We start from the raw sequence: 24,738 nt of genomic DNA on the forward strand, positions 1-24,738 counted from the left end.
GAATCATGGCAGTCATCAATACCAATATCAGTGCGATCCGTGCGTCGAACGCCTCGAACAGTGCTTCGAAAATGGCGGGCGTCGCAATGGAACGTCTTTCGACCGGCAAGCGCATCAACGGCGCCAAGGACGATGCCGCAGGCCTTGCGATCACCACCACCATGACCTCGCAGATCAAGGGCATGAGCCAGGGGATCCGCAACGCCAACGATGGCATCAGTTTCGCGCAGACCGCCGACGGCGCGCTCAACGAAGTGACCGCGATGCTGCAGCGCATCCGTGAACTGGCCATCCAGGCGAAGTCGGCGACCTACACGGACACCGACCGCACCTCGATGCAGTCCGAAGTGGCCAACCTCACCGCGCAGGTCAGCGAAGTGCTCGAGAAGACCACATTCAACGGCACCAAGCTGTTCACCGTGGTTGGCGCGACCCCGGCGGCCAATGGTTCGGACGATGCCACCTTCTCGATCCAGACGGGCAGCAACACCACCGATACTGTGGACCTGCGCAGCAAGGCGATCGACGGCACCAAGCTGTTTGGCGGCACCAACACGACCTACAATCCGGCGACGACCCCGCAGGCGATCGATGTCAGCACCGCGACGCTCGCCGGTACGACGATGGACAACGTCGATGCCGCGCTCACCGCGATCAACGTTGCGCGCGCCGAATTCGGCTCGGGCCAGAATCGCCTCGAATCGGTGATCAACAATCTGACGGACAACGTCACGAACCTGTCTGACGCGCGCAGCCGCATCCTCGATACCGACTATTCGGCGGAAACGACGATGATGGCCAAGGCCCAGATCCTGAGCCAGGCCTCTACTGCGATGATCGCACAGGCCAACCAGGCCCAGCAGAACGTCCTCTCGCTGCTCAAGTAAGCCACTAGCCCTCGTCCCCAGAGGGGAGAGGGCGGGGGGAGAGGGTTGGGAGAGGGGGTTTACTGCGCTGCCTTCTGCTCCAGCAGCAGGCCTTCCAGCCGGTTTACCCCCGGCACGCCTGAGACCTCGAAGCGTTCGGTGACCTTGTCGCCATCGCTATCGAGGCGGGTGCCGGTCTGGATGCGCAAGGTGCCGTAGCCATCGGCATCTGCGGTCACGTCGATAGGGCCCATCTGGCTGATCAGCACGCTGGCGCTTTCGCGCTTGGTGCCGGCGGTCACGCGCAGCATCCGACGATCGGTCAGGCCATAGATCGTCTCCGCCGCCTTGCGCCGGACCTTGAAGGGCAGCCACAGCATGCCAAGGCCAATGCCGATGAAAGGCAGGCCGAACAGCGGGAACACGATCCCGAAGCTCCACTGGATGCCGAGCGGGGTGTGCGAACTCGCCATCCACGGCAGCAGGGCCATCGCTTCCCAGAACAATGCGAAGGCCGTCCACGGCACCGCGAAGAACCAGATCCCGAATATGGCGCGCAGCCGCAAGGGATCGGGCCTGCCGCTCCACAGCAGGCGTTCCCCGGGCATGAGTTCACGCCGCAGGATCATTTCGAGTTCAGGCGACGGCAGGTTTGGCGTTTCCATGCCGGCAGTTATGCCACGCGCCGGTTAGGAGGGCGTTACAGCCTCATTCGAACCCGACGAAGGTCGCCGCCTCGGCAACAGACTTGCGCTCCGAGACCACGGCATTCGCCGGGAAGCTCTCGTCCGGCCAGCCCAATGCGATGCTCTTCATGATCACCTGATCGTCCGCGATCCCGGCATGTTCGCGCACCACCGGGCTCTGCATGATGCCCTGGCTGTTGATCACCGTGCCGAGGCTGCGCGACCATGCCGCGTTGACCAGCGCATTGACCACGCCGCCGCAATCGAACGGCGTATCGTCGCTGCCCTCAAGCACCTTGTCATAGGTCACGATGACGCAGACCGGCGCGTCGAACTGGCGGAAGCCGCGCAGCACCCAGTCCTGCCGCATCTCCGCGTCGTCGCGCGCGATGCCCATCGCGGCAAAAAGCTGCTTGGCGACGCCGATTTGGCGCTCGCGGTGGATGCCCGCAAACGGCTGGCCCTTGCGGAACTCGCGCGAGTCCGGAAATCCGGCGAGGATCCGCTCGGTGTTGCCCTGCCGGATGAGCGCCAGCGGCTCGCCGGTAATCACGTAGAAATTCCACGGCTGCGTGTTCATCGAAGTCGGCGCGCGCATGGCGATGTGGAGCACTTCCTCGATCAACTTCTGCGGCACCGGGTCGGGCTTGTAACCCCGGATGCTGCGCCGCCCGAGCATGACCTCATCGTATTCCATACCGTCTCCCAAACCCTGTTTGCGTTGGCGGTAGCCAGCCGGCACCCCACCGCACAAGCTTTTCCTTGCGCTCAAGTGGGCCATCCGCAAAAGGGAGCCCGCTATGGAAAACGCAGAAAACCCCGCACCGCTTGATGTCTTCACCGCCAGCCAGACTTCCAAGGCCTGGCCGTTCGAGGAAGCGCGCAAGATCGTGAAACGTTTTCCTGGCGGCAAGCGCGATGCGAACGGCGATCTCGTGCCCGTGCTGTTCGAGACGGGCTATGGCCCCTCGGGTCTCCCGCATATCGGCACCTTCCAGGAAGTGCTGCGCACCACGCTCGTGCGCCGCGCCTATGAAACGCTGACCGGTGGCCATCCCACGCGCCTCATCGCCTTCTCGGACGACATGGATGGCCTGCGCAAGGTGCCGGACAACGTGCCCAACAAGCAGGTTCTGGCTGAGAAGCTCGGCCATCCGCTGACCCGCATTCCCGATCCCTTCGGCAAGTTCGAAAGCTTCGCGCATCACAACAACGCGATGCTGTGCGACTTTCTCGACCGCTTCGGCTTCGAGTACGAGTTCGTCTCCGCGAGCGACCGCTACAACAGCGGCCAGTTCGACGAGGCGCTCAAGAACGTGCTGCGCAAGTACGATGCGATCATGGACATCATGCTGCCCACCCTGCGTGAAGAGCGCCGCCGCACCTATTCGCCCGTCCTCCCGATCAGCGAGAAGAACGGCGAAGTGCTGCAGGTGCCGATCGAAGTCGTCGATGCCGAGGCCGGCCTTGTGCGCTTCGAGGATCAGGGTGAAATGGTCGTCCAGTCGATCCTCGGCGGCAAGTCGAAGCTGCAGTGGAAGGTCGATTGGGCGATGCGCTGGTGCGCGCTCGGCGTCGATTACGAGATGTGCGGCAAGGACCTGACCGACAGCGTCACCCAGTCTGGCCGCATCACGCAGGTCCTCGGTGGCAAGCGCCCCGAGGGCCTGATCTACGAGCTGTTCCTCGATGAGAACGGCGAGAAGATCTCGAAGTCTAAAGGCAACGGCCTCACTATCGAGCAGTGGCTGGAATACGGCAGCGAGGAAAGCCTCGGCTTCTACTTGTTCCGTGAGCCCAAGAGCGCCAAGTCGCTCCACGCCGGCGTCATCCCGCGCGCAGTCGATGAATACTGGCAGTTCCGCGAAAAGCTCCCCAGCCAGCCGGTCGAACAGCAGCTCGGCAACCCCGTCTGGCACCTGCTGCGCGCCAATGGCTACCACGGCGGAGACGGTGACACGCTTCCTGTCACCTATGGCCTCCTGCTCAACCTCGTCGGCGTGCTCGGCGCGCAAGCGACGCGGGCGCAGGTCTGGTCGTACCTCGGCAACTACGTCGAGAACGCCGATCCCGCCGCACACCCCGCGCTTGATACGCTGGTCACCTCGGCCCTTGCCTACAACCGCGATTTCGTCGCCCCGACGCTGAAGCGCCGCAAGCCCGAACCCAATGAGGCCGCCGCGCTCGCCGCACTCGACGCCGAACTCGCCGCGACCGACGACAGCGCCAGCGCCGAAGACCTCCAGACCCTCGTCTACGAGATCGGCAAGGACCCGCATTACGGCATCGGCGCGCTGCGTGACTGGTTCAAGGCGCTCTACGAAACCTTGCTCGGGTCGAGCCAGGGCCCCCGCATGGGCAGCTTCATCGCGCTCTACGGGATCGCCGGGACGCGGCGGCTGATCGCGGAAGCGCTGGAAGGCGTCGAAGTGCCGGCAGAGCCAGGCTGATCGGCTTTGCGGTGAGGTCAGACAGGGTCAACCACGCACCGCGCGAGCCCGTTTGCAGCAATGTCGGCTGAATCACGAGCACGCCGTTCTCGTATCCCACCGGCCTGCCAATTATGTAACCCGCCGGTCCTCCGAAGCTGTAGAAAGCACAACTGGTCATCACCACCTCGTTCGGCCCGCCTTGACCTCGCACGATCATATCCACGCCGAGGTACGTACCCTGTAAAACGCCCGTCACTCGCACCCGAACGCCCTTGGCGAGTTCGCTGAATTCGCCGCCCGGATGCTCGATCTCGATACGTGCGACAAAGGCATCGACTGGGAGTTGGGCAGGAAGCTGCGTTCTAACAACCGACACCCGGTAGTTATTTTGGGTCCCTCGGCAAGCCACTGCCGGAGTGCCAAGCAGGCCAATGAAAATGGCGCAGGAGAGACTGATCGATTTGAGCACGTGGCAAGTGTATCGTTATTTTGTGCCGAACGCTCCTGGCATTTGCCCAAGTCTAGCTTCCCGTTTCAATACGGCCATCGAGACGATCAGGCGTTTCTGCCAATCTGATGCCCACGTCATCCGGCTGGAACGATAACCGTCTATGACGATCACCGAATTGTGGATTCTATTGGAACTGGCGTGACAAACTCAGTGAAGACAATTAGCGCAATCGATGTGAACGCGACGGACATCCAAGAGCACGTTTTCGACAACGCCGGGGCAAGCGCCGTCGCACCGATCGATCCCCGCAAGCTCATGCGCGATCTGCAGGTTTATCGCGATCCGCGGCCGATCCGCAGCGGCTGGGAACTGGCGATCACGCTGCTTCCTTTCCTGATCTTGTTCGCGCTGATCACGATCGCGGTGAAGTCCGGCTACTTTCTGGCCCTTGCCGCGACCCCGCTGGCAGGTCTGTTTCTGCTGCGCCTCTTCATCATCCAGCACGATTGCGGCCACGGCGCGTTCCTGCGCAAGCGGGGCAGCAACGACTGGATCGGACGTGCCCTCGGCGTGTTCACGCTGACCCCTTATGACTGCTGGCGCCGTTCGCACGCGCTCCATCACGCCGCCACCGGCAATCTGGATGCCCGTGGCGCCGGTGATGTGGATATGCTCACGGTGCGCGAATACCGCGAGCGCCCATGGCTGCAGCGGTTTCTCTATCGGCTCTACCGGCACCCCGTCGTTTTGCTCGGCCTCGGCCCGGCATACCTGTTCCTGCTGCGCCACCGGCTTCCCATCGGCCTGATGCGGGAAGGCGGCATCTACTGGTTAAGCGCCATCGCCACCAATCTGATGACCGCGCTAATTCTGGCCATTCCCCTCTATTTTGCCGGCTTTGCCGTCACTGCGATGGTGTTCTTCCCCGTACTGCTGAGCGCCGCATCGCTGGGTGTCTGGCTGTTCTATGTCCAGCACCAGTTTGCGCACGCGCACTGGGATCGTGCCGACGACTGGTCGTTCCACGATGCAGCCCTGCTGGGCAGCTCCTACCTTCACCTGCCGCCGATCCTCGCCTGGTTCACCGGCAACATCGGTATCCATCACGTCCATCATCTGGCGAGCAGGATCCCGTTCTACCGCTTGCCTGAAGTGCTCGAACAGCATCCGTCCCTGCGTGATCTGAACCGGTTCACGGCAGTGCAAGCCTGCGGCACCCTGAACCTCGCGCTGTGGGACGAAGAGCGGCGAGGGATGGTCTCCTTCCGCGACGCATCGCGCAACCTGCGCTAGAGGCGAACGCCGCCTAATACCACGGCCGCGCGCGGTACCACTTCGTGACGATGTACTTGACGCCTTTCTCCACCGGCCGCCCTGCGTGGAGCGTAAGCGGGTTCGGTTTCCCGTCGCGGCCCATGTTGTTCCAAACGAGCAGCGCGCCCTTCTGCGGCGGCACCGCAATCGGCACTTTCGGAAACTCGGTCGCGCCGCCCGCCTCCACGGCGGAGAGGTAGCCCATCGCCGTCCACGTCCGCTGCCCGCCGCGGCCTTCCTCGGTTGGCCAGTAGCTCGCCGCGGTATCGAAGTAATCGAAATGGGCGCGGAACTGCTGGCCGGGCTCATAGCGCTGGCCCTGTATCACCTCGCCATGCGCATGCTCGATCCCCAGAAGATCGTCGATACGCCGCTCCAGCATGCGGATGAACGGATCATCGGGATCGACATCGCCGCTATAGCTCGTGCGCCCGCTGTCGGCGTTGTTGTGATAGGTGGGGGAGGGCCGCGCCACCGCATCGACCATCTCGATCAGCCGCGCGCATTCCTCGCCCGTGAAGAAATCGGCGACGCCGTAGATCTCGATCGCATCGACCGGCAGGCGGTAGACGCTCGGATCAGCCTCCAGCCGCGCACGCACCCGTTCGCCCACTTTGGCGAGGGCAGGCGCGTCCTTGGCCGGGGGGGCGGAGCGGCGAAATCCGATCATGCTGAGCTCATGCCGCAGAGGCGCTTCGCTGCCAAGTGGGGGCTGGTAACATCGGTTGCTCGTTATGTATTAACCTGCTGACATGGCTGAGTTATGAAAAATAACTAAAGTTACAACCGATCCGGACTATATTCCTGCACGGCAGTCTTACCTCTATTGCGCAATATGGTTACATATACATCAACCTTGATAGTTGTTTGATGATGAGTTTCCCAAGGGTCGCGTAACGACAAGACTGACCGCAATATCAGTCAGGACCAGGTTTCCCGGTGCCCAGCGGCGGGGCGCAAGGACCTGGTGGCGAACGTTCCTTGGAATGCGAGGAGTTGGCTTTGGACGGTCATGTCGATCTTGATGCGGAAACCCTTCGCATCGCGAAACTGCTTTATGAAGCGCGTCGCCGCCGCGATGCAGCCAGCCCGATAAAGGGCCTTTTCGGGGAGCCCGGCTGGGACATCCTGCTTGACCTGTTCATCGCTCGCAAAACCCGCGCGGCCTTGCAGGTATCCAGCGTGTGTGCGGGCGCAGGCCTGCCTTCCACCACCGTGCTGCGCTGGATCGCGCGGCTCGAACGGGAAGGCCTGATCGTTCGAGTAGCGGATCAGGAAGATGCCCGCCGCCGCTATGTCAGCCTCACCTCGCGCGGGTTAAGGCTCACCAACTCCCTGCTCGATGCAATCGGCCCGCTGGGCTGACGTCGGCCTCGGCTGGTCAGCCTCTAGGGCAGGCGGGCAAGCAGATCGCGGGCAAAGGTGGACAAGGTGTCGTCCCGCGCGCCCATGATCACGATGCGGTCGCCGGGCCGCGCAATTTCCGCCATATGCACCGCACAATCGGCGCGCACAGGAATGTGCTCGGCCGTGCCCCCATGTGCGCGGATCAGCGCAACGATCCGTTCGCTGCCCACCGAGCGGTCGACCGTACCGCCGAAGTAAACGGGATCGCACAGGATCGCGGTGTCCTCCGCGCCGAGCCGGGTCGCCAGCACTTCGGCAAGCTCCGCGCCCATCTGGCGCAGCGGCCCGTATCCGTGCGGCTGGAAGAATGCGATCACCCGGCCGGGATGGGCCTTCAGCGTCGCGAGCGTTGCCGAAACCTTTTCCGGATTGTGCCCGAAATCGTCAATCACGGTCACGCCACCGGGGCTCGTCCCCACCACGTCGAACCGGCGCGCGAGGCCAGCGTATTCCCCCAGCGCGCGCACGGCATCACCTAGCGGCACGCCCACGGCTTCTGCTGCCGCCAGCGCTGCGAGCGCATTGGAAAGGTTGTGCCGGCCCGGCACGTTGAGCGCGAGGGGGTGGTGCGCCCCGCTGCGGCGGTCCTCGATCATGGCGGAAATGCCGAGCGGCGATTCGGTAATACTGCCTTCGGTGAGGCCGATATCGGCACGGTCTGTCGCTATGCCGAAAGTGAGGGCTCTACCTAACGCACGGTCTAGGAGCGCGGCGCTTTCCGCATCATCGAGGTTGACCACCGCCGTTCCCGCCCGCGCCAGAAAATCGCCGAACAGGGCGCGCAGTTCCTCCATGCTCTTGTGATCGAGGCTGACGTTGTTGAGCACCGCAATCGAGGGACGATAGGCCGCGATCGAACCGTCGCTCTCGTCGACTTCTGACACGAAGGGGCCGCCCGCCGCGCCGACCCGCGCGCTGGCAAAGGGCGCATCCGGCCCGGCAAAGTTCTTCATCACCGCGCCGTTCATGATCGTCGGATCACGCCCGCAGGCAGTGAGGATCCAGCCCAGCATCCCGGTCACGGTCGATTTGCCGCTGGTGCCGGCCACGGCAATGCTCACCGGTGCTGCGTTGAACAGAGTTGAGAGCAGCTCCGCCCTGCGCATCCGCCGGCAGCCCAGTTCGGCGGCGCGCACCATTTCAGGCACGGTCTCTTCAACCGCGGCAGATGCGACGAGGATCTGCGCGGCCGTGGTGATCCCGCTGCCGTCTTGCGCATGCAGCAGGAAGCCAAGGCTTTCCAGCCACGCGAACTTTTCCGGCGTGCGCCCCTGATCCCGGCTGCGATCCGATCCCGCGATGGCCGCGCCTTTGCCCTTCAGGATCAGCGCAAGCGGCAACATGCCCGAACCGCCGATGCCGCAGAAGAACCAGGGCCGGTCGATCAGGCTATCGGTAAGGTCTGGGGCGTCGTCCGTGCTCATGGCGCGAAGCGGTATGCGCCCTTGCGGCTCGGCGCAACCGGGTTAGGAAGCACTATGCCCCGTATCGCCATCTGCGCGCCCGCCCGCCCGATCACGCAACAGGATGCTGCCGCGGTCCTCGCACTGGCCACCGATTTCCCGGGGCTCGACCTCGCATTCCACCCGCAATGCTTTCTCGAACAAGGCCATTTCGCCGGCACCGATGCGCAGCGGCTTGAAGCCTTTGCCGAATGTGCCAATGACCCGGCCTTCGATGCCGTCTGGTTCGCGCGCGGCGGCTATGGCTCGAACCGCATCGCAGGGCCCGCGCTTGCCCGGCTTGGTGAGGCAGCGCGCGGCAAGCAGTATCTCGGCTATTCCGATACCGGCTACCTGCTCGCGGGGCTCTACCGCGCAGCAATTGGCCGCAGCGTCCACGCGCCGATGCCCGGCGATATCCGCCGCGAGGGCGGGGCCGAGGCGGTTCGCCGCTCCTTGCGCTGGCTGGCCGGAGACCGCTCTGACGCGCAGGCCAGCGAAGGCGCCGCTCCTCGCGCAGCCTTCAATCTCACCACGCTCGCCATGCTCTGCGGCACGCCGCTTATGCCCGATCTTTCTGGCCACGTCGTGATGGTCGAGGAAGTCTCGGAGCATTTGTACGCGGTGGACCGGCTGTTCTTTCACGTCACCGCACATCTTCGCGGCATTGCCGGCCTGCGCCTCGGCCGGGTGGGTGACGTGCCGGAAAACGACGTTCCCTTTGGCGCTGACGAAGAGGCGATCGCCCGTGACTGGTGCGCGCGCACCGGCATTCCCTTCCTCGGTCGCGCCGATATCGGGCACGATGTTGATAACAAGATTGTCGCATTCGGGCTTGAGGCACCTCGCGCGAATCACTAGGCGCCCTTCTTCACAGCAGGAGTGTGTTGATGCGGGCATTCGTTTTTCCGGGGCAGGGCAGCCAGAAACTGGGGATGGGCGCGGAACTCGCCGCCGCCAGTGCTGCCGCGCGCGAGGTATTCGAGGAAGTCGATGATGCGCTGGGCCAGAAGCTCTTCGCGCTGATGACCGAGGGGCCGGAAGACGAACTGACGCTTACCGCCAATGCCCAGCCCGCGATCATGGCCAACGCCATCGCCGTGCTGCGCGTGCTGGAAAAGGAATGCGGCCTCGTCCTCACTGACAAGGCCCAGTTCGTCGCGGGTCACAGCCTTGGCGAATACACTGCACTCTGCGCCGCCGGGGCGTTCAACCTTGCCGATACGGCGCGTCTGCTCCGCCTGCGCGGTTCTGCCATGCAGGCCGCCGTGCCAGTGGGCGAAGGCGCGATGTGCGCGCTGCTCGGCGCCGAGATCGATCAAGCCGCCGCGCTCGCCGACGCCGCTGCCGAGGGGCAAGTCTGCACTGTCGCCAATGACAATGCACCCGGACAGGTCGTGCTCTCGGGTCACACCGCCGCCATCGAGCGCGCCATCGCCGGGGTGAAGGAACACGGCATCAAGCGCGGCATGCTGCTGCCCGTCTCCGCCCCCTTCCACTGCCCGCTGATGCAGCCGGCCGCCGACGCCATGGCTGAGGCGCTGGAGCGCACGCCCCCGGGCCCGCTGCGCATCACGCTGATGGCCAACGTCACCGCCGCCCCCGTGACTGACCCCGAAGCGGTTCGCCGCCTCCTCGTCGAGCAAGTCACCGGGCGCGTCCGCTGGCGCGAAAGCATGATCGCGCTTGGCGCTGCGGGCGTGGAGCACTTCGTCGAGCTCGGTGGCAAGGTCGTCGGCCCGATGATCACCCGCACCGTCGCTGACGTGGCGGTTGCCAGCGTGGTCGGCATGGCCGATATCCAAGCCTTCGCGAAGGAGCTCTAAGCCATGGAACACCGCCTCTTCGATCTCACTGGGATGACCGCCCTCGTCACCGGCGCTGCCGGCGGCATCGGTTCGGCGATCAGCCATGCGCTCGCCCGGCAGGGCGCGCGCCTTGCGCTTTCGGGCACTAATCCTTCCAAGCTGCGGTCCTTCCGCGAGGAACTGAACGACACCTACGGGCACGACCATGTCGAGATCACCTGCGATCTCTCCAACACCGAGCAGGTCGAGCATCTCGTGCCCGCAGCGATCGATACGCTCGGCAAGGTCGATATCCTCGTCAACAACGCCGGCATCACGCGCGATAACCTCGCGATGCGGATGAAGGACGAGGAGTGGGATGCGGTCATCAAGGTCAATCTCGAAGCTGCCTTCCGCCTCATGCGCGCCGCGTCGAAGCCGATGATGAAGGCGCGCTTCGGCCGCATCATCACCATCACCAGCGTCGTCGGTGCGACGGGCAATCCGGGGCAGGTCAACTATGCCGCCGCCAAGGCCGGCCTCGTCGGCATGTCGAAGAGCCTTGCGCAGGAACTCGCGACGCGCGGCATCACGGTGAACTGTGTCGCCCCCGGATTCATCCGCACCGCGATGACGGACGTCCTCCCCGATGCCCAGAAGGACGCGCTCAACGCGCGCATTCCGATGGGCCGCATGGGTGAGGGCGGTGATATCGGCGCCGCCGTCGCCTATCTCGCCAGCCGCGATGCGGGCTATGTCACCGGGCAGACGCTGCACGTGAATGGCGGCATGGCGATGCTCTCCTGATTGCCATGCGGGGCGCCGCGCTCCTGCTGGCGCTGGCCGCCATGCCCGTTTCAGCGCAGGCGCGCCCGCCCCAGGCGCTCGCCTGCGCTGTCATCGCCGCACCCGAGGGGCTCGACGCGCAGCTTGCGGACAGCATGCTCACCCTCGATGCCGAGCGCAGCAAGCCCGCGCTCGATACGCTCCACGCCCTCGTCGATCGCTGCGCGGCTGACCAGTTCCTTGGCGACAAGGAGCGCGAGGCCTACTTCAGCTACGTGCTAGGCCGCATGGCGCGTGACGGGTTGGATGGGCGGCTCAAGGGCGAAGGCATCCCGTCCGATCTGATCGACAAGGCGCTCGATATCGGCCCTGGCAACGCCAACAATCCTGCAACCCAAGTGACCCAGGGCGATCTGCGCCGCGTCGCCACCGCGCTCACCGAGGATGGCCGCGATCCGGCCAAGGTTACCCCCGTCGGATGGGGCCTGATTACCGCATGGATCGCCGCCACCGCGCAGATGTTCGACGCGCTGCGCGTGCTGGATTGAGCCTGCGGGCCGGACACGCCGTTTTCGCTGCATTTATGCACAGCTTCGCCGCCGCGGATGCGCCTTGCGCTTGCCCGCGGCGGGGCGCGCGTTAAGGAAGATGGTCCAGCAACAACCCGTTCCCTCGCGCGATTCCTTGGCGTGCGGGAATGCCAGCTAGAAGGCCCTGACCGGTCCTGCATGCGGACCGGCCCGGGCAGGGGACACGAGACGAGAATGAAGGCCACGATCGAACGCGCGACCTTGCTACGCTGCCTGTCCCACGTGCAATCGGTGGTGGAGCGGCGCAACACCATTCCGATCCTCTCGAACGTGCTGATCGAGGCGTCGCCCGATGGCTCGGTCCGTCTCATGGCGACCGATCTTGATCTCCAGATCATCGAGACGATGCCCGCGCGCGAGGTGGAGCGCCCCGGCGCGATCACCGTGTCCGCCCACCTCCTGTTCGATATCGCGCGCAAGTTGCCCGATGGCAGCCAGGTCAGCCTCGATGCTGCCGAAGGCCGCATGGTCGTCAAGGCCGGGCGCAGCCGCTTCCAGCTGCCCACGCTGCCGCGCGATGATTTCCCGGTGATCGTCGAGGGTGATCTGCCGACGAGCTTCGAAGTGCCCGCGCGCGTCCTTGCCGAGCTGATCGACCGCACGCGCTTCGCGATCTCGACCGAGGAAACCCGCTACTACCTCAACGGCATCTTCCTGCACGTTGCCGATGAAGCGCAGCCGGTGCTCAAGGCCGCCGCGACCGACGGCCACCGCCTTGCGCGCTACACCATACCCCGGCCCGATGGCGCGGAGGGCATGCCCGATGTGATCGTTCCGCGCAAATGCGTGGGCGAACTCAGGAAGCTCCTCGAAGACGTGCTCGATACTGCCGTCCTCGTTGACCTGTCCGCCAGCAAGGTGCGTTTCACCCTCGGCGGCGAACACGGTGTCGTCCTCACCAGCAAGCTGATTGACGGCACATTCCCCGATTACAGCCGCGTGATCCCCACTGGCAACGACAAGCTGCTCCGCCTCGATCCGCGCAGCTTCTTTGAAGGCGTGGACCGTGTCGCCACGATCGCCACCGAAAAGACCCGTGCGGTGAAGATGGCGCTTGAGAACGACAAGGTCACGCTCTCGGTCACCAGCCCGGAAAACGGCACCGCGGCGGAAGAAATCGCCGCCGAGTACCGCGCGGCGGGCTTCGAGATCGGCTTCAACGCCAATTATCTCAAGGATATCCTCAGCCAGATCGACGGCGACATGGTCGAGCTCCACCTCGCCGACGCCGGGGCGCCTACGCTGATCCGCAAGGATGACAAGTCGGCCGCGCTCTATGTGCTGATGCCGATGCGGGTGTGAGCCGGGCAGGCAGCTGCAGCTTGTCGCATTGGCGCAAACATTGCCGAGGCAAGCGATGAGCACTCCGTAGTTACACGGGATTGCCCCTTAGAGCATGCGCTGTCTTTGTATCGTAATATTGCTGGGTCGTTTTCTAATGAGGACAGACCCATGGAACCGAGCGATATTGCTGCCAAGCTTGCCTTCTTTTCGATCGGACAGGACGATCGCGTCCAGTTCCCCGCCATTGGCAAGGCTGTCGCGTCGGCGGGTCCCAAGGCGCTAGACGGCCTCTATGATCGCATTGCCGCGACGCCCGAGACGGCACGCCATTTTGCGTCGCGGGCTGCCATGGAGTCTGCGCGGATCAAGCAGATCGAGCATTGGCATGCGCTGTTCTCCGGTGGTGCCACGGCAGAATACTTCCAGCGCGCTGAGAAGGTCGGCAAGGTCCATGCCCGCATCGGCCTCTCGCCGCAGTGGTATATCGGCGCCTATGCAAGCGTCCTTGGCCCGATCATCGGGAAGATGGCCGGCCCCCTCGCGCGTGGACAGGCAAAGCGCATCGCCACGCTGGTCAAGATGGCGCTGCTCGACATGGAGATCGCGGTCGAGACCTACTTCGCCGTCGAGGAAGAGCGCCGCAGCGCGGTGATCGATGCGCTCGGCGCCGCGCTCCAGCGCATGACCGACGGCGATTTCGGCACCAAACTCGAACAGCTGCCGCCAGAGTTTGCTGCGATCCATCACAATTTCGAGACCATGCGCGCGCAGGTCGGCAGCGCGCTCGGCGATGTGGCGCAGACCTCTCACGCGGTCGACCTCGGCGCTCAGGAAATCCGCCAGGCCTCGGACGATCTGGCGCGCCGCACCGAACAGCAGGCTGCCAGCCTCGAGGAAGCTTCCGCCGCGATGACTTCGCTCGCCGCCAGCGTCGGTAGCACGGCGGGTGACGCCGCCCATCTCCACGATTCGGTGCAAGCCGCGCACGGCGACGCCCAGGCCGGCGGCAGTGTGGTCGAGGAAGCAGTCCATGCGATGACCGACATTCACGATTCCGCGCAGGAAATCGGCAAGATCATTGCTACGATCGATGGGATCGCGTTCCAGACCAATCTGCTGGCTCTGAATGCCGGGGTCGAGGCGGCGCGGGCGGGAGACGCGGGACGCGGCTTTGCCGTGGTCGCGAATGAAGTGCGGGCGCTCGCCCAGCGCTCCGCCGAAGCCGCACTCGATATCAAGACCCTGATCGGCCAGAGCTCGCTGCAGGTCGAGCGCGGCGTCGCACTGGTCGGCCAGACCGGTGATACTTTTGCGCGTATTGTCGGCAAGGTGGGCGAGATTGCCAGCCTTGCCAGCAACATTGCCTCCGCTGCCAGCGCGCAGGCCGCCAATATCGGCAACGTTCGCGAGACTGTTCGCGAACTTGATGTCATGACCCAGCAGAATGCGGCGATGGTGGAACAGGCGACGGCCGCCTCGCGCAACCTTGCTGGCGAGGCAGACCGCATGGCCGCGCTGGTCGGGCGCTTCGCGCTGGAGGATCGAAAGCCCCCTGGCGCACCCCTCCTCATGCAAGCGGCTTGATTTAATTCCTTAATCCGACTGATTTGGTCCACTCCGGGTTTTCCCCGAAGCCGAACGATCCATCATGGCAGGACTTTGCCAATACCAACGGGGGGCAATTCAACCCCCGGGGGGAGCCGCATGGATCACCAAGACGTCAGCCGCAAAGTCGCGTTCTTCAACATTGCAGAAGATGATACAGCTCGTTTTGCGGAAGCGGGCCGGCAGATCAAACGTCACGCACCGGCTGCGCTGGAACGGCTCTATCGCCAGATCGCGGCGACGCCTGAGACCGCCGGCTTCTTCTCTTCGCGCGCGATGATGGATCACGCCAAGGCCAAGCAGCTTGAGCACTGGGCGGAAATGTTCTCGCGCCGGGTCGATGCGCATACCTTCGAAAGCGGTGCCAAGATCGGCCATGTCCACTCGCGCATCGGGCTGGAACCGCAGTTCTACATCGGCGCCTATGCGGCTGTGCTCGATGAAGTCGTTGTCGCGATGTCGGGCGTGATGGGCCGCCGCCAGGCGCGGATCATCGGGACCCTGATCAAGATGGCCATGCTCGACATGGACATTGCGCTCTCGACCTACTTCGAGGCTGCCGAGAAGAAGGCGCGCGCGCTGGTGACCGAGACGCTTGGCACCGCGCTGCGCCGCATGGCCCAGGGCGATTTCTCGACGCCGCTCGAAGCACTCGGGCCCGGCTATGAAGAGGTTCATCACGATTTCGAGGAGATGCGCCGGAAGGTTGGCGAAACGCTGCTGCAGACCGGGGCGGCGTCAGAAGCGGTCGATGTGGGCGCGCGCGATATTCGCCAGGCTTCGCTCGATCTCTCCCGCCGGACCGAGCAGCAGGCCGCCAGCCTCGAACAGGCCTCAGCCGCAACCGCCAATCTTTCGGATTCCGTGGCGCGCACCGCCAAGGACGCAGCGCACATGCATGATTCGATCGCGCAGGCCCACACCGAGGCGCAGGCAGGCGGTGCGGTTGTCGAGGATGCCGTCGGCGCCATGCGCGATATTCGCGATTCCGCACAGGAGATCGGCCAGATCATCGCCCTGATCGACGGCATTGCCTTCCAGACCAACCTCCTCGCCCTCAACGCGGGCGTCGAAGCGGCGCGCGCCGGGGAGGCCGGGCGCGGCTTCGCCGTAGTTGCCAACGAAGTGCGGGCGCTGGCCCAACGCTCGGCTGATGCGGCACTCGATATCAAGAAGCTGATCAGCGAGAGCGCGAGCCAGGTCGAGCGCGGGGTCGAACTGGTCGGCCAGACCGGCGATACCTTTGCGCGTATCGTCAACAAGGTGGGCGAAGTGGCCGCGCTTGCCAGCACGATCGCCAGCGCGGCGAGCGAGCAGGCGACCAACATCAGCGACGTGCGCGAGACGGTGCGCGAACTCGACCGCATGACTCAGCAGAATGCCGCCATGGTCGAGGAAGCGAGCGCCGCGTCCAACAGCCTCGCAAGCGAAGCCGACCGCATGGCGAGCCTCGTCAGCTTCTTCAAACTGGAAAACGCGAACAAGCTGCATGTGCTGAAGCGCGCTGCCTGACCTTCAGGCAGCGCGCCCCAATGCAGCAGATGGCATCGCTTCAGATATCGACGACGATCTTGCCAAAGTGGGTGTTGCTCGCCTGATGCCGGAAGGCATCGGCGAGGCCCGCCAGCGGGAAGTGGCTGTCGATCACCGGCCTGATGCCATTGGCTTCCACCCCGGCAATCATGTCGAGCTGCATCGCGCGTGAGCCGACGGTCAGCCCCTGCACGCGCAGGTTCTTCGCCATCAGCAGCGCGGTCTGCACCGGCCCGGCAAAGCCCGCCAGCACACCGATCAGCGCGACATGGCCGCCCACGCGGCTCGCCATCATCGACTGATCCAGCGTGCCCGCGCCGCCGATTTCGACAACGCAGTCCACGCCTGCGCCGCCGGTCAGCTCAAGCGCCTTAACGCCCCAGGCCGGGACGTCCTTGTAGTTGATAAGCTCGTCTGCCCCGAGCGCGCGCATCCGCTCGAGCTTGGCATCGGATGAGCTGGTCGCGATGACTCGCGCGCCCGCCGCCTTGGCAAACTGGAGCGCAAAGACCGACACGCCGCCGGTGCCCTGAACCAGCACGGTCGAGCCGGGCTTGACCACACCGTCCACGAACAGCGCCCGCCACGCAGTCAGCCCCGCACACGTCAGGGTGGCCGCTTCGGCGGCGGAATAGCCCTTGGGCACGCGGGTAAACCAATTGGCTGAGGCGACGATTTCTTCGCGCGCATAGCCGTCGATCCCATCACCCGGCACTGTGGTGAAGGCGGTTGCGGGCGGGGTTCCGTCGTCCCAGTTGGTGAAGAAGGTCGACACGACGAGATCGCCGGGTGCGTAGCCAGTCACGCCTTCGCCCACCGCCACGACTTCGCCGGCGCCGTCCGACATCGGAATGCGCCCGGCGGGGGCGGGCAGCATGCCCGTGACCACCGCGAAGTCATGGAAATTGAGCGAGGAGGCGCGCAGCCGCACGCGGATCTCGCCGGGACCGGGATCGCCGCAATCGGGGAGCTGATCGAGATAGAGGCTGTCGAGGGTCGCCGGGGCGCCGATGCGGATCGCGGCATTGCTCATTCTGCGGCCTCCAGCATTTCGGCCTGTTGCGGCCCGCGCACCAGCACGCCGGGTACTGCACCCGTCCAGGTGCCGTTCTCGAAGGTCACTTCGCCGGACTTGATCGTGTAGAGATAGCCATCCGCCTTCTGCAGCAGCCGCTTGCCGCCCGCCGGGAGGTCAAACGCCAGCCACGGCTTGCCGAGCTTCAGCGCCTCCATGTCGATCACGTTGAGGTCGGCGAGCGCGCCCGGCGCGATCACGCCGCGGTCGTTCATGCCATAGAGCCGCGCGGTATCGTGGCACTGGCGCTTCACCGCCTGCTCGAGGCTGAGCCGCTGCCCGCGCTTGCGATCGCGCACCCAGTGCTGGAGCATGAAGGTGGGCGAGGCCGCATCACAGATCGTGCCGCAATGCGCGCCGCCGTCCGAAAGCGAGTTCACGCAGTCGTCGCGCGCCTGCAGTTCCTCGAGGAAATCGAGGTTGCCATCGGCATAGTTGAGGATCGGCAGGTAGATGAAGCCGGTGCCCTCATCCGCCAGCATCAGGTCGTAGGCATAGCTCTCCGCCGAAACGCCCTTGGCCGCCGCGCGCGCGGCGATGCTCGCCTCGGCTTGGGGCTCGTAATCGAACTCGCCGTCCATCTCGTACTGGTTGGCCCAACCTTCGCCGATCACGCGGTAGAGGTGGACGATGTCGGTATCGGGGTAGACGTTCTTCTCCGAGAGGATGATGTTCTTGAACACCGGATCGGCGAGGTGGATGAGCTGGTCTTCCCACGGCATCGCCGCAAGCGCGGCCCAGGTCGGCCGGAACATGAAGGGATGTACCGTCCCGCGCCAGTTCATCACGATGCCGTTGCCGCGCAGCGCGATCTGCGCGACGATGTTGGCGCCTGCCGCGTTCTGGCGGGTCATTTCCTCGATCTGCTCCGAAAGCGGCAGCTCCTTGGCGATCGACTGCAGTGCCGCGAAGGTGACGGGAAGGCCGGTTTCGCGGCTGAGTGCGCCCATCCAGCCGAACTCGTCCCACTCGCGCTTCATGTCGCTGGCGATCTCGAACACGCCGTGGCCGACGCGGCCCATCGCGCGGCCGATGCGGATGAGTTCGTCTGCCGTCGCGGTGGTGCCGGGGACAACTTCACCATCTTTACTCTTATGGATGATCGTGCGGCTGCTGGAGAAGCCGAGAGCGCCGGCGCGGACCCCGTCCTCTACAATTTTCGCCATCTTTTCAATATCTTCATCGGTCGGAATAGCGCCTGGCTGTTCGCGATCACCCAGCACATAGGCGCGCACCGCGCCGTGCGGAACCTGCGTGGCGACGTCGACGCTGCGGGGCAGGCGCTCCAGCGCATCGAGGTATTCGGGGAAGGTTTCCCAGTCCCACTTGAGCCCTTCGGCCAGCGCAGTGCCCGGGATATCCTCGACGCCCTCCATCAGGCCGATCAGCCATTCATGCCGGTCCGGCGCCGCAGGCGCGAAACCCACGCCGCAGTTGCCCATCACCACCGTCGTCACGCCGTGCCACGAACTTGGCGCCATTTCCTGATCCCAGGTCGCCTGCCCATCGTAATGCGTGTGGATGTCGACCCAGCCCGGCGCGACGACCTTGCCGCCTGCGTCGATCTCGCGCTTTGCCGCGCCCGACACCTTGCCAACGGCGGCGATCAGACCGCCCTGCACGGCAACATCGCCGGTAAAACGCGGACGGCCTGTACCATCAACGATGGTACCTCCCCGTACGATGAGGTCATAGGTCGGCATCTTTCGGCTCCTCTATCCCCGCGCGGCCGACTCATCGCGGGAGGCCGTCGCGTTTAACTGCCCGATTAAGTCAGAGGATCACGCTGCGGTCAACGCCTGCTTGGGGCCGCGTTACGCGTCGAGAAACCCGGTCAGCTTCTCGATGAAGGCATCCGGACGCGCCAGCATGAACAAGTGCCCGCCGCCCACGGTCATTTCCAACGTGCTGCCGGGAATGGCGTTGTGGAGGAAATGGGCGTTCGCGGGCGGGACCAGCTGGTCGTCTTCATCGCCCATCACCATGACCGGCATGCTCAGCAGCGGCAGAAACGGCGCGCTGCTCCAACCGGCAAACGCGGCGAGCTGACAGCTCCAGCCGAGCGGGGAAGGGGCCGTGGCAGCATTGAGCGAAACTCGGTCCGCGCCGCCGCCGTTGTAGAACATGGCAAGGTTGCGGCGCAGCGTCTTCTCGACAGAATATTCCATCGGATCAAGCATCTGGCCCAGCAGCGAGGTGTTGCCCGGGATCATCGTGCCGCCCGCTGAAGTTGCCGCCAGCACCAGCTTGCCGGTGCGCGCGCGGTGCTGGAAGGCGAACTGCTGCACCACTGCGCCGCCCCAGCTGATGCCAAGCAGGTCCACGCTATCGATCCGCAGCCTATCGAGCAGCGCGGCCAGTGTGAGCGCCATATGCGGAATCGTGTAGGGAAAGATCGGATCGGGCGACTGGCCAATGCCGGGCATGTCGAAGCTGATGATCCTGCGGTCCGGCAGGCGGCTCGCCATCGGCTCGAGCATTTCCATGTTCATGCCGATGCCGCTGAGGATCACCAGCGGCCGCAGCGCAGGCCGCGCGGACGCGCCACGCGTTGCCGGCTGGGCATGCCGCGCGCCTTGCACGTGCCACTGCCCGACCCGAAGGCGCCGTCCGGCAACGCCGATCATCGAAAAGCTGGCAGTCGTTGCCACGCGAAATCCCCGGGTAATCTGGTAAAACAACGGATCGGCGCCGCCCCTAGCATCTGGGCAAGACCAGTGAAAGCAAACCTAAGGAAATCTGCGGAAAAAAGGTCCGATCTGGGCGCGCGCTTAACGGTTTCTCAAAGCAGTTAAGCGCAATTGACGTTTGATGACCGAAACGCCCGGGGACAATGCCGCATCGCAGGCCGCACCGACGCGCGTCGCGCGCGATTTCGCGCGGACGCAGCGGCGCCGCGAGCGTTTGCCGACGGCGGCGATCAACCGTGCGGACGTGGCCGGCGCGGCGTTCCTCTTCGGCACCGGCCCCGGCCGGGGGCTGATCGCCCGCGAATGGCCGCACATGGCCTTGCCGATGGTGCTTGGCGTCTTCGGCCTTAGCATTGCCAACTTTACCATCCGCCCGATCATTGCGCCGCTCCTTGCGCTACTGGCGTCGGCGCTGCTGTTTGTCGCACGCTTCACCTCGACCTACGAGGAAAGGCGCGAACACTCGACCGCCGTGCGCATGGCGCTGATGGGCGCCTCGATCGGTATTCCCCTCTTTATCTTTGGTTACGCGATCGGCCTGTGGGCGAACAGCGGCACGGTCCCGTGGGTTCAGGCGCTGGCGCTGCTCGTCACCATTTCGCTGCTCGCAACGGTTACCGAATCGGGCCGCCTGGCCGGCATGCTCACCGCCGAAGTCGCGTTGTGGTCCGGCGTCACCTGGGTAACGAACACGGCCGGCGGCATCCTCTCGCTGGTAATCGGTGCGGTGATTGCGGTCGCGGCCTATCTGCGCCAGCGCGAGATCGACCAGAAGGTGCGGCTCGCGGTCGAGGAAGGCGTGCGCATCCAGACCCGCGCCGAAGAGATCCTGGCCGATTACGAGGAGACCGGGCAGGGCTGGTTCTGGGAAACCGACCGCCGCGGCCTCATCACCTACATTTCCCGCCCGGTTGCCGAAGTGTTGGGCAAGAAGGTCGAGGACTGCCTCGGGCGCCCCTTTGCCGAACTGTTCAACCTCTCGGAGAAATCGGGCGAGGGCGAACGGACGCTCGCCTTCCATCTCTCCGCCCGTTCCAGCTTCAGCGAACTGGCGGTGCGCGCGGCGGTCTATGACGAGGAGCGCTGGTGGTCGGTCACCGGTCGCCCGACCTACGATGCCTTCAACAATTTTCAGGGCTTCCGCGGCTCGGGCACCGATCTCACCGAAAAGCGCCGCTCGCAGGAGCACGCCTCGCGCCTGGCCCATTTCGATTCGCTGACCGGCCTCTCCAATCGCTTCCAGATGTCCCAGACTCTGGAGAAGATCCTTACCGCGCCGAGCGAGCAGCACCGCGCCTGCGCCGTGTTCCTGCTCGACCTTGATCGCTTCAAGCAGGTCAATGATACGCTCGGCCATCCGGCCGGCGATGCCCTCCTCAAGCAGGTGGCACAGCGCCTCGAGCGCGTGATCGGCACCGTCGGCCGCGTCGGGCGGCTCGGTGGCGACGAGTTCCAGGTCATCCTTGCCGGCAAGATCGCGCGCGAGCAGCTTGGCCATCTCGCCGAGCGGATCATCGAACAGCTCAGTCAGGCCTATTCGATCGAAGGCAGCCGCGTGATGATCGGTGCCTCACTCGGCATCGCGCTTGCGCCCGACGATGGCGTGACCAGCGAGGCGCTGATCCGCAACGCCGACCTTGCGCTTTATGCCGCCAAGGATGCCGGGCGCGGCCGCTACCACTTCTACGCGGCTGATCTCCACAGCGATGCCGAGGAGCGCCGCCAGCTCGAGGAAGACCTGCGCGACGCGATCACCCACGGCAATCTCGAGCTCTATTACCAGCCCGTCGTGCAGACCGCGACAGAGCGGATCACCGGCTTCGAGGCGCTGCTGCGCTGGAACCATCCGCAGCACGGCTTCATCTCGCCGGCCAAGTTCGTGCCGATCGCGGAGGATGCCGGGCTGATCGTCTCGATCGGCGAATGGGCGCTGCGCACCGCCTGCCAGGACCTTGCCAAATGGTCGGACGATGTGCGCGTCGCGGTCAACGTCTCGCCGCTGCAGTTCGCCAATCCGGCGCTGCCCTCGATGGTCACCAGCGCGCTGGCTTCGGCCGGTGTCGATCCCGACCGGCTGGAGCTCGAGATCACCGAAAGCGTCTTCCTCGGCGATGACCAGGCGACCGAGGCCATGTTCCGCGCGCTCAAGGGCATTGGCGTGCGCCTTGCGCTCGATGATTTCGGCACCGGCTATTCCTCGCTGGGCTATCTGAAGCGTGCGCCGTTCGACAAGATCAAGATCGACCAGTCCTTCGTGCGCGGCGCGACGCAGCCCGGCAGCCGCAACGGCGCGATCATTTCCTCGATCGTCAGCCTTGCCGAAGCGCTCGGCATGGAAACCACCGCGGAAGGCGTGGAAACGCTCGACGAGCTCGATCTCGTGCGCATGCTCGGCTGCAGCCACGTGCAGGGCTATATCTACGAACGCCCGCTCTCCGCGCCGGCCACGCTTTCGCGCCTTGGCACAGGTCTCATGGCCATCGCCCGCGGTCCGCGCTCGGCCCGCGCCTCGCGCCAGGCCATGCTGCGCCGCGTGGTGCTCGATCACGGCGGCCACCGCTACAACGGCACGGTGCGCAACATGTCGCTGACTGGCGCACTGATCGAAGGGCTGTGGAACGTCCCGCCCGGTACGATCTTCCGCATCCAGCTCTCGGACGGCCACACCGTGACGGCAACCTGCCGCTGGGCGAGCGATGATCGCATGGGTGTCGAATTCTCGCAGCCCTTGCGCCTCGACGAGGATGGCCGCATCGCCGCCGTCGCGATCAGGTCGACCTTGGCGCCGCTCCCCGATCCGCTCGCCAATCAGCGCAAGGTGGGGTGAAGGCCAGAGCCAGGACCTAGCCGCCTTTGCCGAAGATCCTGCCCAGCAGCTTGCTCCCGGTTCCCAGCGGATTGCGCCGGATCTCGCGCTCCTGTTCGCCGAGATAGAGAAACACCCCGTCGCTTGCCTTTTCGGTGACATAGCCGGTCAGGTCCCGCGCGCCGAACTGCCCGGCGATGAGGCTGTTCTGCGCGCTGAACCGGTCGAGCGCCTGAAACGCCTTTACCCCCGAGAGCGACTTCGACACGACCGGTGTCATCGCCTGCTGCAGGTCCGGCCCCATCGTGCGGCGGAAATAGTCGGTGGCGGAAGTGTCGCCGCCTGTCACGATCCCGAGCGCGTCGGTCACCGTCATCCGCGTGATCGCGGTTTTGAGCAGCGGCAGCGCCTTGCCTACCGCGCCTTCCGCCGCCGCGTTGAGCTTGGCCGACAGCCCGCCGCCCACCCCGGCGCGGTCGAGTGTCGAAAACAGCCCGTTCAGCTTGCCCAGCGGCCCCGGCAGACCGATCCGCACGCGCGGATCATCCGCAAATCCGCCAGGCCTGCCCAGCTGCGCCACAACCCGCTCCGCCGCCTTGCCCAGCGCGAGCTTGAGCCCGCTGGAGGCCTCGGAGTTGGTCACGCCGGGCGGCGGGGCGGTGGTCGGCGCGGAGGGCGCGGCCGTGCCCGAGCTCAGGATGCGCCCAAGCAGGGCGCCGGCATCCTGCGCCGATTGCGCCGAGGCCGTTCCCGCAGCCAGCGCCGCGGCGGTTGCTCCCAGCCAGACTGTCTTCGTGCGCACGGCCATCATCCCCAGCTTTTGCCCATGCTGCAGTCTGCGCTGCCGTGCCGTGCTCGGCAAGGGCATTGCCAGCCGTTTCGGGACGAAGGGGCAGGCTAATCAAAATGGCAATGGCGATGCCTTCGCCCGCCACCTAGCCACGGGTGTCGACCACCCGCCACGGAGCCTTTCGATGCCGCACACCAACCGCCGCGTCTTCATCCGGCAATACCGCGAAGGGATGCCGCAGCCTGAAGATTTCGGGATCGAGGATCTCGAGATCACCGAGGTGCCCGCCGGGCATGTGGTCGTGAAAGTCGATACCCTTTCGATGGACGCGTGGATCCGCACGACCCTGACACCGGGCAGTTTCCACGAGACCGCGCCGCTTGGTTCGACGATCCGCGCGCTTGGCGTGGGGCAGGTGGTGGAGAGCGCCGATCCCGCGCTCTCGGTGGGGGACTGGGTCTACGGGATGCTTGCCGCGCAGACCCATGCGCTGGTGCCTGCTGCGGCGATGACCCGGCTCGATCTCTCGAACAGCCTGAAGCCCGCTGACTATGTCGGCCCGCTCGGCCTCACCACCGGCCTCACCGCCTGGGTCGGTCTGATCGCGGTGGCAGACGTCAAGGCGGGCGATACCGTGCTGGTATCGGGCGCGGCGGGCGCCGTCGGCTCGATGGTGGTCATGCTTGCCAAGGCGCGCGGGGGCCGGGTGATCGGCATTGCCGGCGGGCCGGACAAGTGCCGCTACCTCACGGGCAAGCTCGGTGCGGATGTCGCCATCGACTACAAGAACGCTGATCTGGCTGCCGAAGTGGCTGCGGCGGCGCCTGCCGGGATCGACGTGTTCTTCGACAATGTCGGCGGCGAAATCCTCGACGTCGCGCTTGCAAACCTTGCGCCGGCGGATGCGCGCATCGCGATCTGCGGCGCGATCTCGCAGTATTCCGATCTCGGCAATGTGCGCGGCCCCAGAAATTACCTCAAGCTTGCCGAGCGCAATGCCACGATGCGCGGCTTCGTCGTCACCCACCACGCCGCGCGCTTCCCGGAGGCTAAGGCAGAGATTGCCGCGCTGATGCAGGAGGGCAAGATCGATCTGCCCGAGCACGTTGTGGACGGCATCGACCATTTCGCCGAAGCGCTGCTGCTGCTCTTCGCGGGCGGCCACACCGGCAACATGCTGGTGCGGCCCTGATC

At 65.2% G+C, this 24,738-nt stretch carries 22 protein-coding genes; 14 read left to right on the forward strand and 8 right to left on the reverse strand.

What is annotated here, in order from left to right; genetic code table 11:
• The first annotated feature begins 5 nt into the window (after positions 1-5).
• Positions 6-887: a flagellin gene (locus Q0082_RS09005; RefSeq protein ID WP_298191697.1), complete on the forward strand. Its 882-nt coding sequence runs from the start codon at positions 6-8 to the stop codon at positions 885-887.
• A 59-nt stretch (positions 888-946) separates the two neighbouring features.
• Here Q0082_RS09005 and Q0082_RS09010 read toward each other — a convergent pair whose 3' ends face one another.
• Together Q0082_RS09010 and Q0082_RS09015 are read right to left on the reverse strand one after the other, a co-directional pair.
• Entirely contained in the window at positions 947-1,531 is a 585-nt protein-coding gene (locus Q0082_RS09010) for a hypothetical protein (protein WP_298191699.1), read from the reverse strand.
• Between the two features lie 43 nt (positions 1,532-1,574).
• Positions 1,575-2,249, reverse strand: coding sequence for a nitroreductase (locus Q0082_RS09015; RefSeq protein WP_298191701.1), 675 nt, complete (start codon positions 2,247-2,249; stop codon positions 1,575-1,577).
• Between the two features lie 103 nt (positions 2,250-2,352).
• On the opposite strand from Q0082_RS09015, the gene Q0082_RS09020 reads away from it, so the two are divergent.
• The 3 genes from Q0082_RS09020 to Q0082_RS09030 all read left to right on the forward strand — a co-directional run bounded on the left by Q0082_RS09020 (position 2,353) and on the right by Q0082_RS09030 (position 5,728).
• Complete coding sequence (locus tag Q0082_RS09020; RefSeq protein ID WP_298191702.1) at positions 2,353-4,002, forward strand: lysine--tRNA ligase; 1,650 nt, start codon at positions 2,353-2,355, stop codon at positions 4,000-4,002.
• A 283-nt stretch (positions 4,003-4,285) separates the two neighbouring features.
• Entirely contained in the window at positions 4,286-4,561 is a 276-nt protein-coding gene (locus Q0082_RS09025) for a hypothetical protein (RefSeq protein ID WP_298191704.1), read from the forward strand.
• Between the two features lie 108 nt (positions 4,562-4,669).
• Positions 4,670-5,728, forward strand: a complete 1,059-nt coding sequence (locus Q0082_RS09030; RefSeq protein ID WP_298191706.1) for a fatty acid desaturase — start codon at positions 4,670-4,672, stop codon at positions 5,726-5,728.
• A 13-nt stretch (positions 5,729-5,741) separates the two neighbouring features.
• Here Q0082_RS09030 and Q0082_RS09035 read toward each other — a convergent pair whose 3' ends face one another.
• The gene (locus tag Q0082_RS09035) at positions 5,742-6,419 is read right to left on the reverse strand and encodes a 2OG-Fe(II) oxygenase (RefSeq protein WP_298191708.1); all 678 of its coding nucleotides are present in this window, start codon (positions 6,417-6,419) and stop codon (positions 5,742-5,744) included.
• A gap of 269 nt (positions 6,420-6,688) precedes the next feature.
• Between Q0082_RS09035 and Q0082_RS09040 the strand changes: the two genes are divergently transcribed.
• Complete coding sequence (locus Q0082_RS09040) at positions 6,689-7,114, forward strand: winged helix DNA-binding protein (protein WP_298191710.1); 426 nt, start codon at positions 6,689-6,691, stop codon at positions 7,112-7,114.
• Between the two features lie 23 nt (positions 7,115-7,137).
• On the opposite strand, the gene Q0082_RS09045 is transcribed toward Q0082_RS09040, so the two are convergent.
• Entirely contained in the window at positions 7,138-8,580 is a 1,443-nt protein-coding gene (locus tag Q0082_RS09045) for a Mur ligase family protein (RefSeq protein WP_298191712.1), read from the reverse strand.
• Between the two features lie 54 nt (positions 8,581-8,634).
• Here Q0082_RS09045 and Q0082_RS09050 point away from each other — a divergent pair, with 54 nt between their 5' ends.
• The 7 genes from Q0082_RS09050 to Q0082_RS09080 all read left to right on the forward strand — a co-directional run bounded on the left by Q0082_RS09050 (position 8,635) and on the right by Q0082_RS09080 (position 16,162).
• On the forward strand, positions 8,635-9,459 hold the full coding sequence (locus tag Q0082_RS09050) for an LD-carboxypeptidase (RefSeq protein ID WP_298191714.1): 825 nt from the start codon (positions 8,635-8,637) through the stop codon (positions 9,457-9,459).
• 29 nt (positions 9,460-9,488) lie between these two features.
• Positions 9,489-10,424, forward strand: coding sequence for an ACP S-malonyltransferase (gene fabD, locus Q0082_RS09055; protein ID WP_298191715.1), 936 nt, complete (start codon positions 9,489-9,491; stop codon positions 10,422-10,424).
• 3 nt (positions 10,425-10,427) lie between these two features.
• Positions 10,428-11,192, forward strand: coding sequence for a 3-oxoacyl-[acyl-carrier-protein] reductase (fabG, locus tag Q0082_RS09060; protein WP_298191717.1), 765 nt, complete (start codon positions 10,428-10,430; stop codon positions 11,190-11,192).
• Between the two features lie 5 nt (positions 11,193-11,197).
• Entirely contained in the window at positions 11,198-11,719 is a 522-nt protein-coding gene (locus tag Q0082_RS09065) for a hypothetical protein (RefSeq protein WP_298191719.1), read from the forward strand.
• 216 nt (positions 11,720-11,935) lie between these two features.
• Positions 11,936-13,063: a DNA polymerase III subunit beta gene (gene dnaN / locus Q0082_RS09070; protein WP_298191721.1), complete on the forward strand. Its 1,128-nt coding sequence runs from the start codon at positions 11,936-11,938 to the stop codon at positions 13,061-13,063.
• Positions 13,064-13,213: 150 nt separating this feature from the next.
• On the forward strand, positions 13,214-14,629 hold the full coding sequence (locus Q0082_RS09075; protein ID WP_298191723.1) for a globin-coupled sensor protein: 1,416 nt from the start codon (positions 13,214-13,216) through the stop codon (positions 14,627-14,629).
• Positions 14,630-14,749: 120 nt separating this feature from the next.
• A complete protein-coding gene (locus Q0082_RS09080) occupies positions 14,750-16,162 on the forward strand; it encodes a globin-coupled sensor protein (RefSeq protein WP_298191724.1) in 1,413 nt (470 codons plus the stop codon).
• Positions 16,163-16,202: 40 nt separating this feature from the next.
• Here Q0082_RS09080 and Q0082_RS09085 read toward each other — a convergent pair whose 3' ends face one another.
• The 3 genes from Q0082_RS09085 to Q0082_RS09095 form a co-directional block, all read right to left on the reverse strand.
• Positions 16,203-17,216 (reverse strand): NAD(P)-dependent alcohol dehydrogenase, encoded by a 1,014-nt coding sequence (locus Q0082_RS09085; RefSeq protein ID WP_298191725.1) that lies wholly within the window; start codon positions 17,214-17,216, stop codon positions 16,203-16,205.
• On the reverse strand, positions 17,213-18,961 hold the full coding sequence (locus tag Q0082_RS09090; RefSeq protein ID WP_298191727.1) for a D-aminoacylase: 1,749 nt from the start codon (positions 18,959-18,961) through the stop codon (positions 17,213-17,215). Before Q0082_RS09090 ends, Q0082_RS09085 begins: the two co-directional genes overlap by 4 nt.
• 111 nt (positions 18,962-19,072) lie before the next feature.
• Positions 19,073-19,909 carry an alpha/beta hydrolase gene (locus Q0082_RS09095; protein WP_298191729.1) on the reverse strand — a complete coding sequence of 279 codons (837 nt, stop codon included), beginning with the start codon at positions 19,907-19,909 and terminating at the stop codon, positions 19,073-19,075.
• A 160-nt stretch (positions 19,910-20,069) separates the two neighbouring features.
• Here Q0082_RS09095 and Q0082_RS09100 point away from each other — a divergent pair, with 160 nt between their 5' ends.
• Entirely contained in the window at positions 20,070-22,775 is a 2,706-nt protein-coding gene (locus Q0082_RS09100; RefSeq protein WP_298191731.1) for an EAL domain-containing protein, read from the forward strand.
• A gap of 16 nt (positions 22,776-22,791) precedes the next feature.
• Here the strand turns inward: Q0082_RS09100 and Q0082_RS09105 are convergent, their stop codons facing one another.
• Positions 22,792-23,556 (reverse strand): DUF4197 domain-containing protein, encoded by a 765-nt coding sequence (locus tag Q0082_RS09105; RefSeq protein ID WP_298191733.1) that lies wholly within the window; start codon positions 23,554-23,556, stop codon positions 22,792-22,794.
• Between the two features lie 172 nt (positions 23,557-23,728).
• Here Q0082_RS09105 and Q0082_RS09110 point away from each other — a divergent pair, with 172 nt between their 5' ends.
• Entirely contained in the window at positions 23,729-24,736 is a 1,008-nt protein-coding gene (locus Q0082_RS09110) for an NADP-dependent oxidoreductase (protein ID WP_298191734.1), read from the forward strand.
• Positions 24,737-24,738 lie beyond the last annotated feature (2 nt).

The sequence above is a fragment of the Novosphingobium sp. genome (genome assembly GCF_027489515.1).
In the GTDB taxonomy this organism is placed as follows: Bacteria; Pseudomonadota; Alphaproteobacteria; order Sphingomonadales; family Sphingomonadaceae; genus Novosphingobium.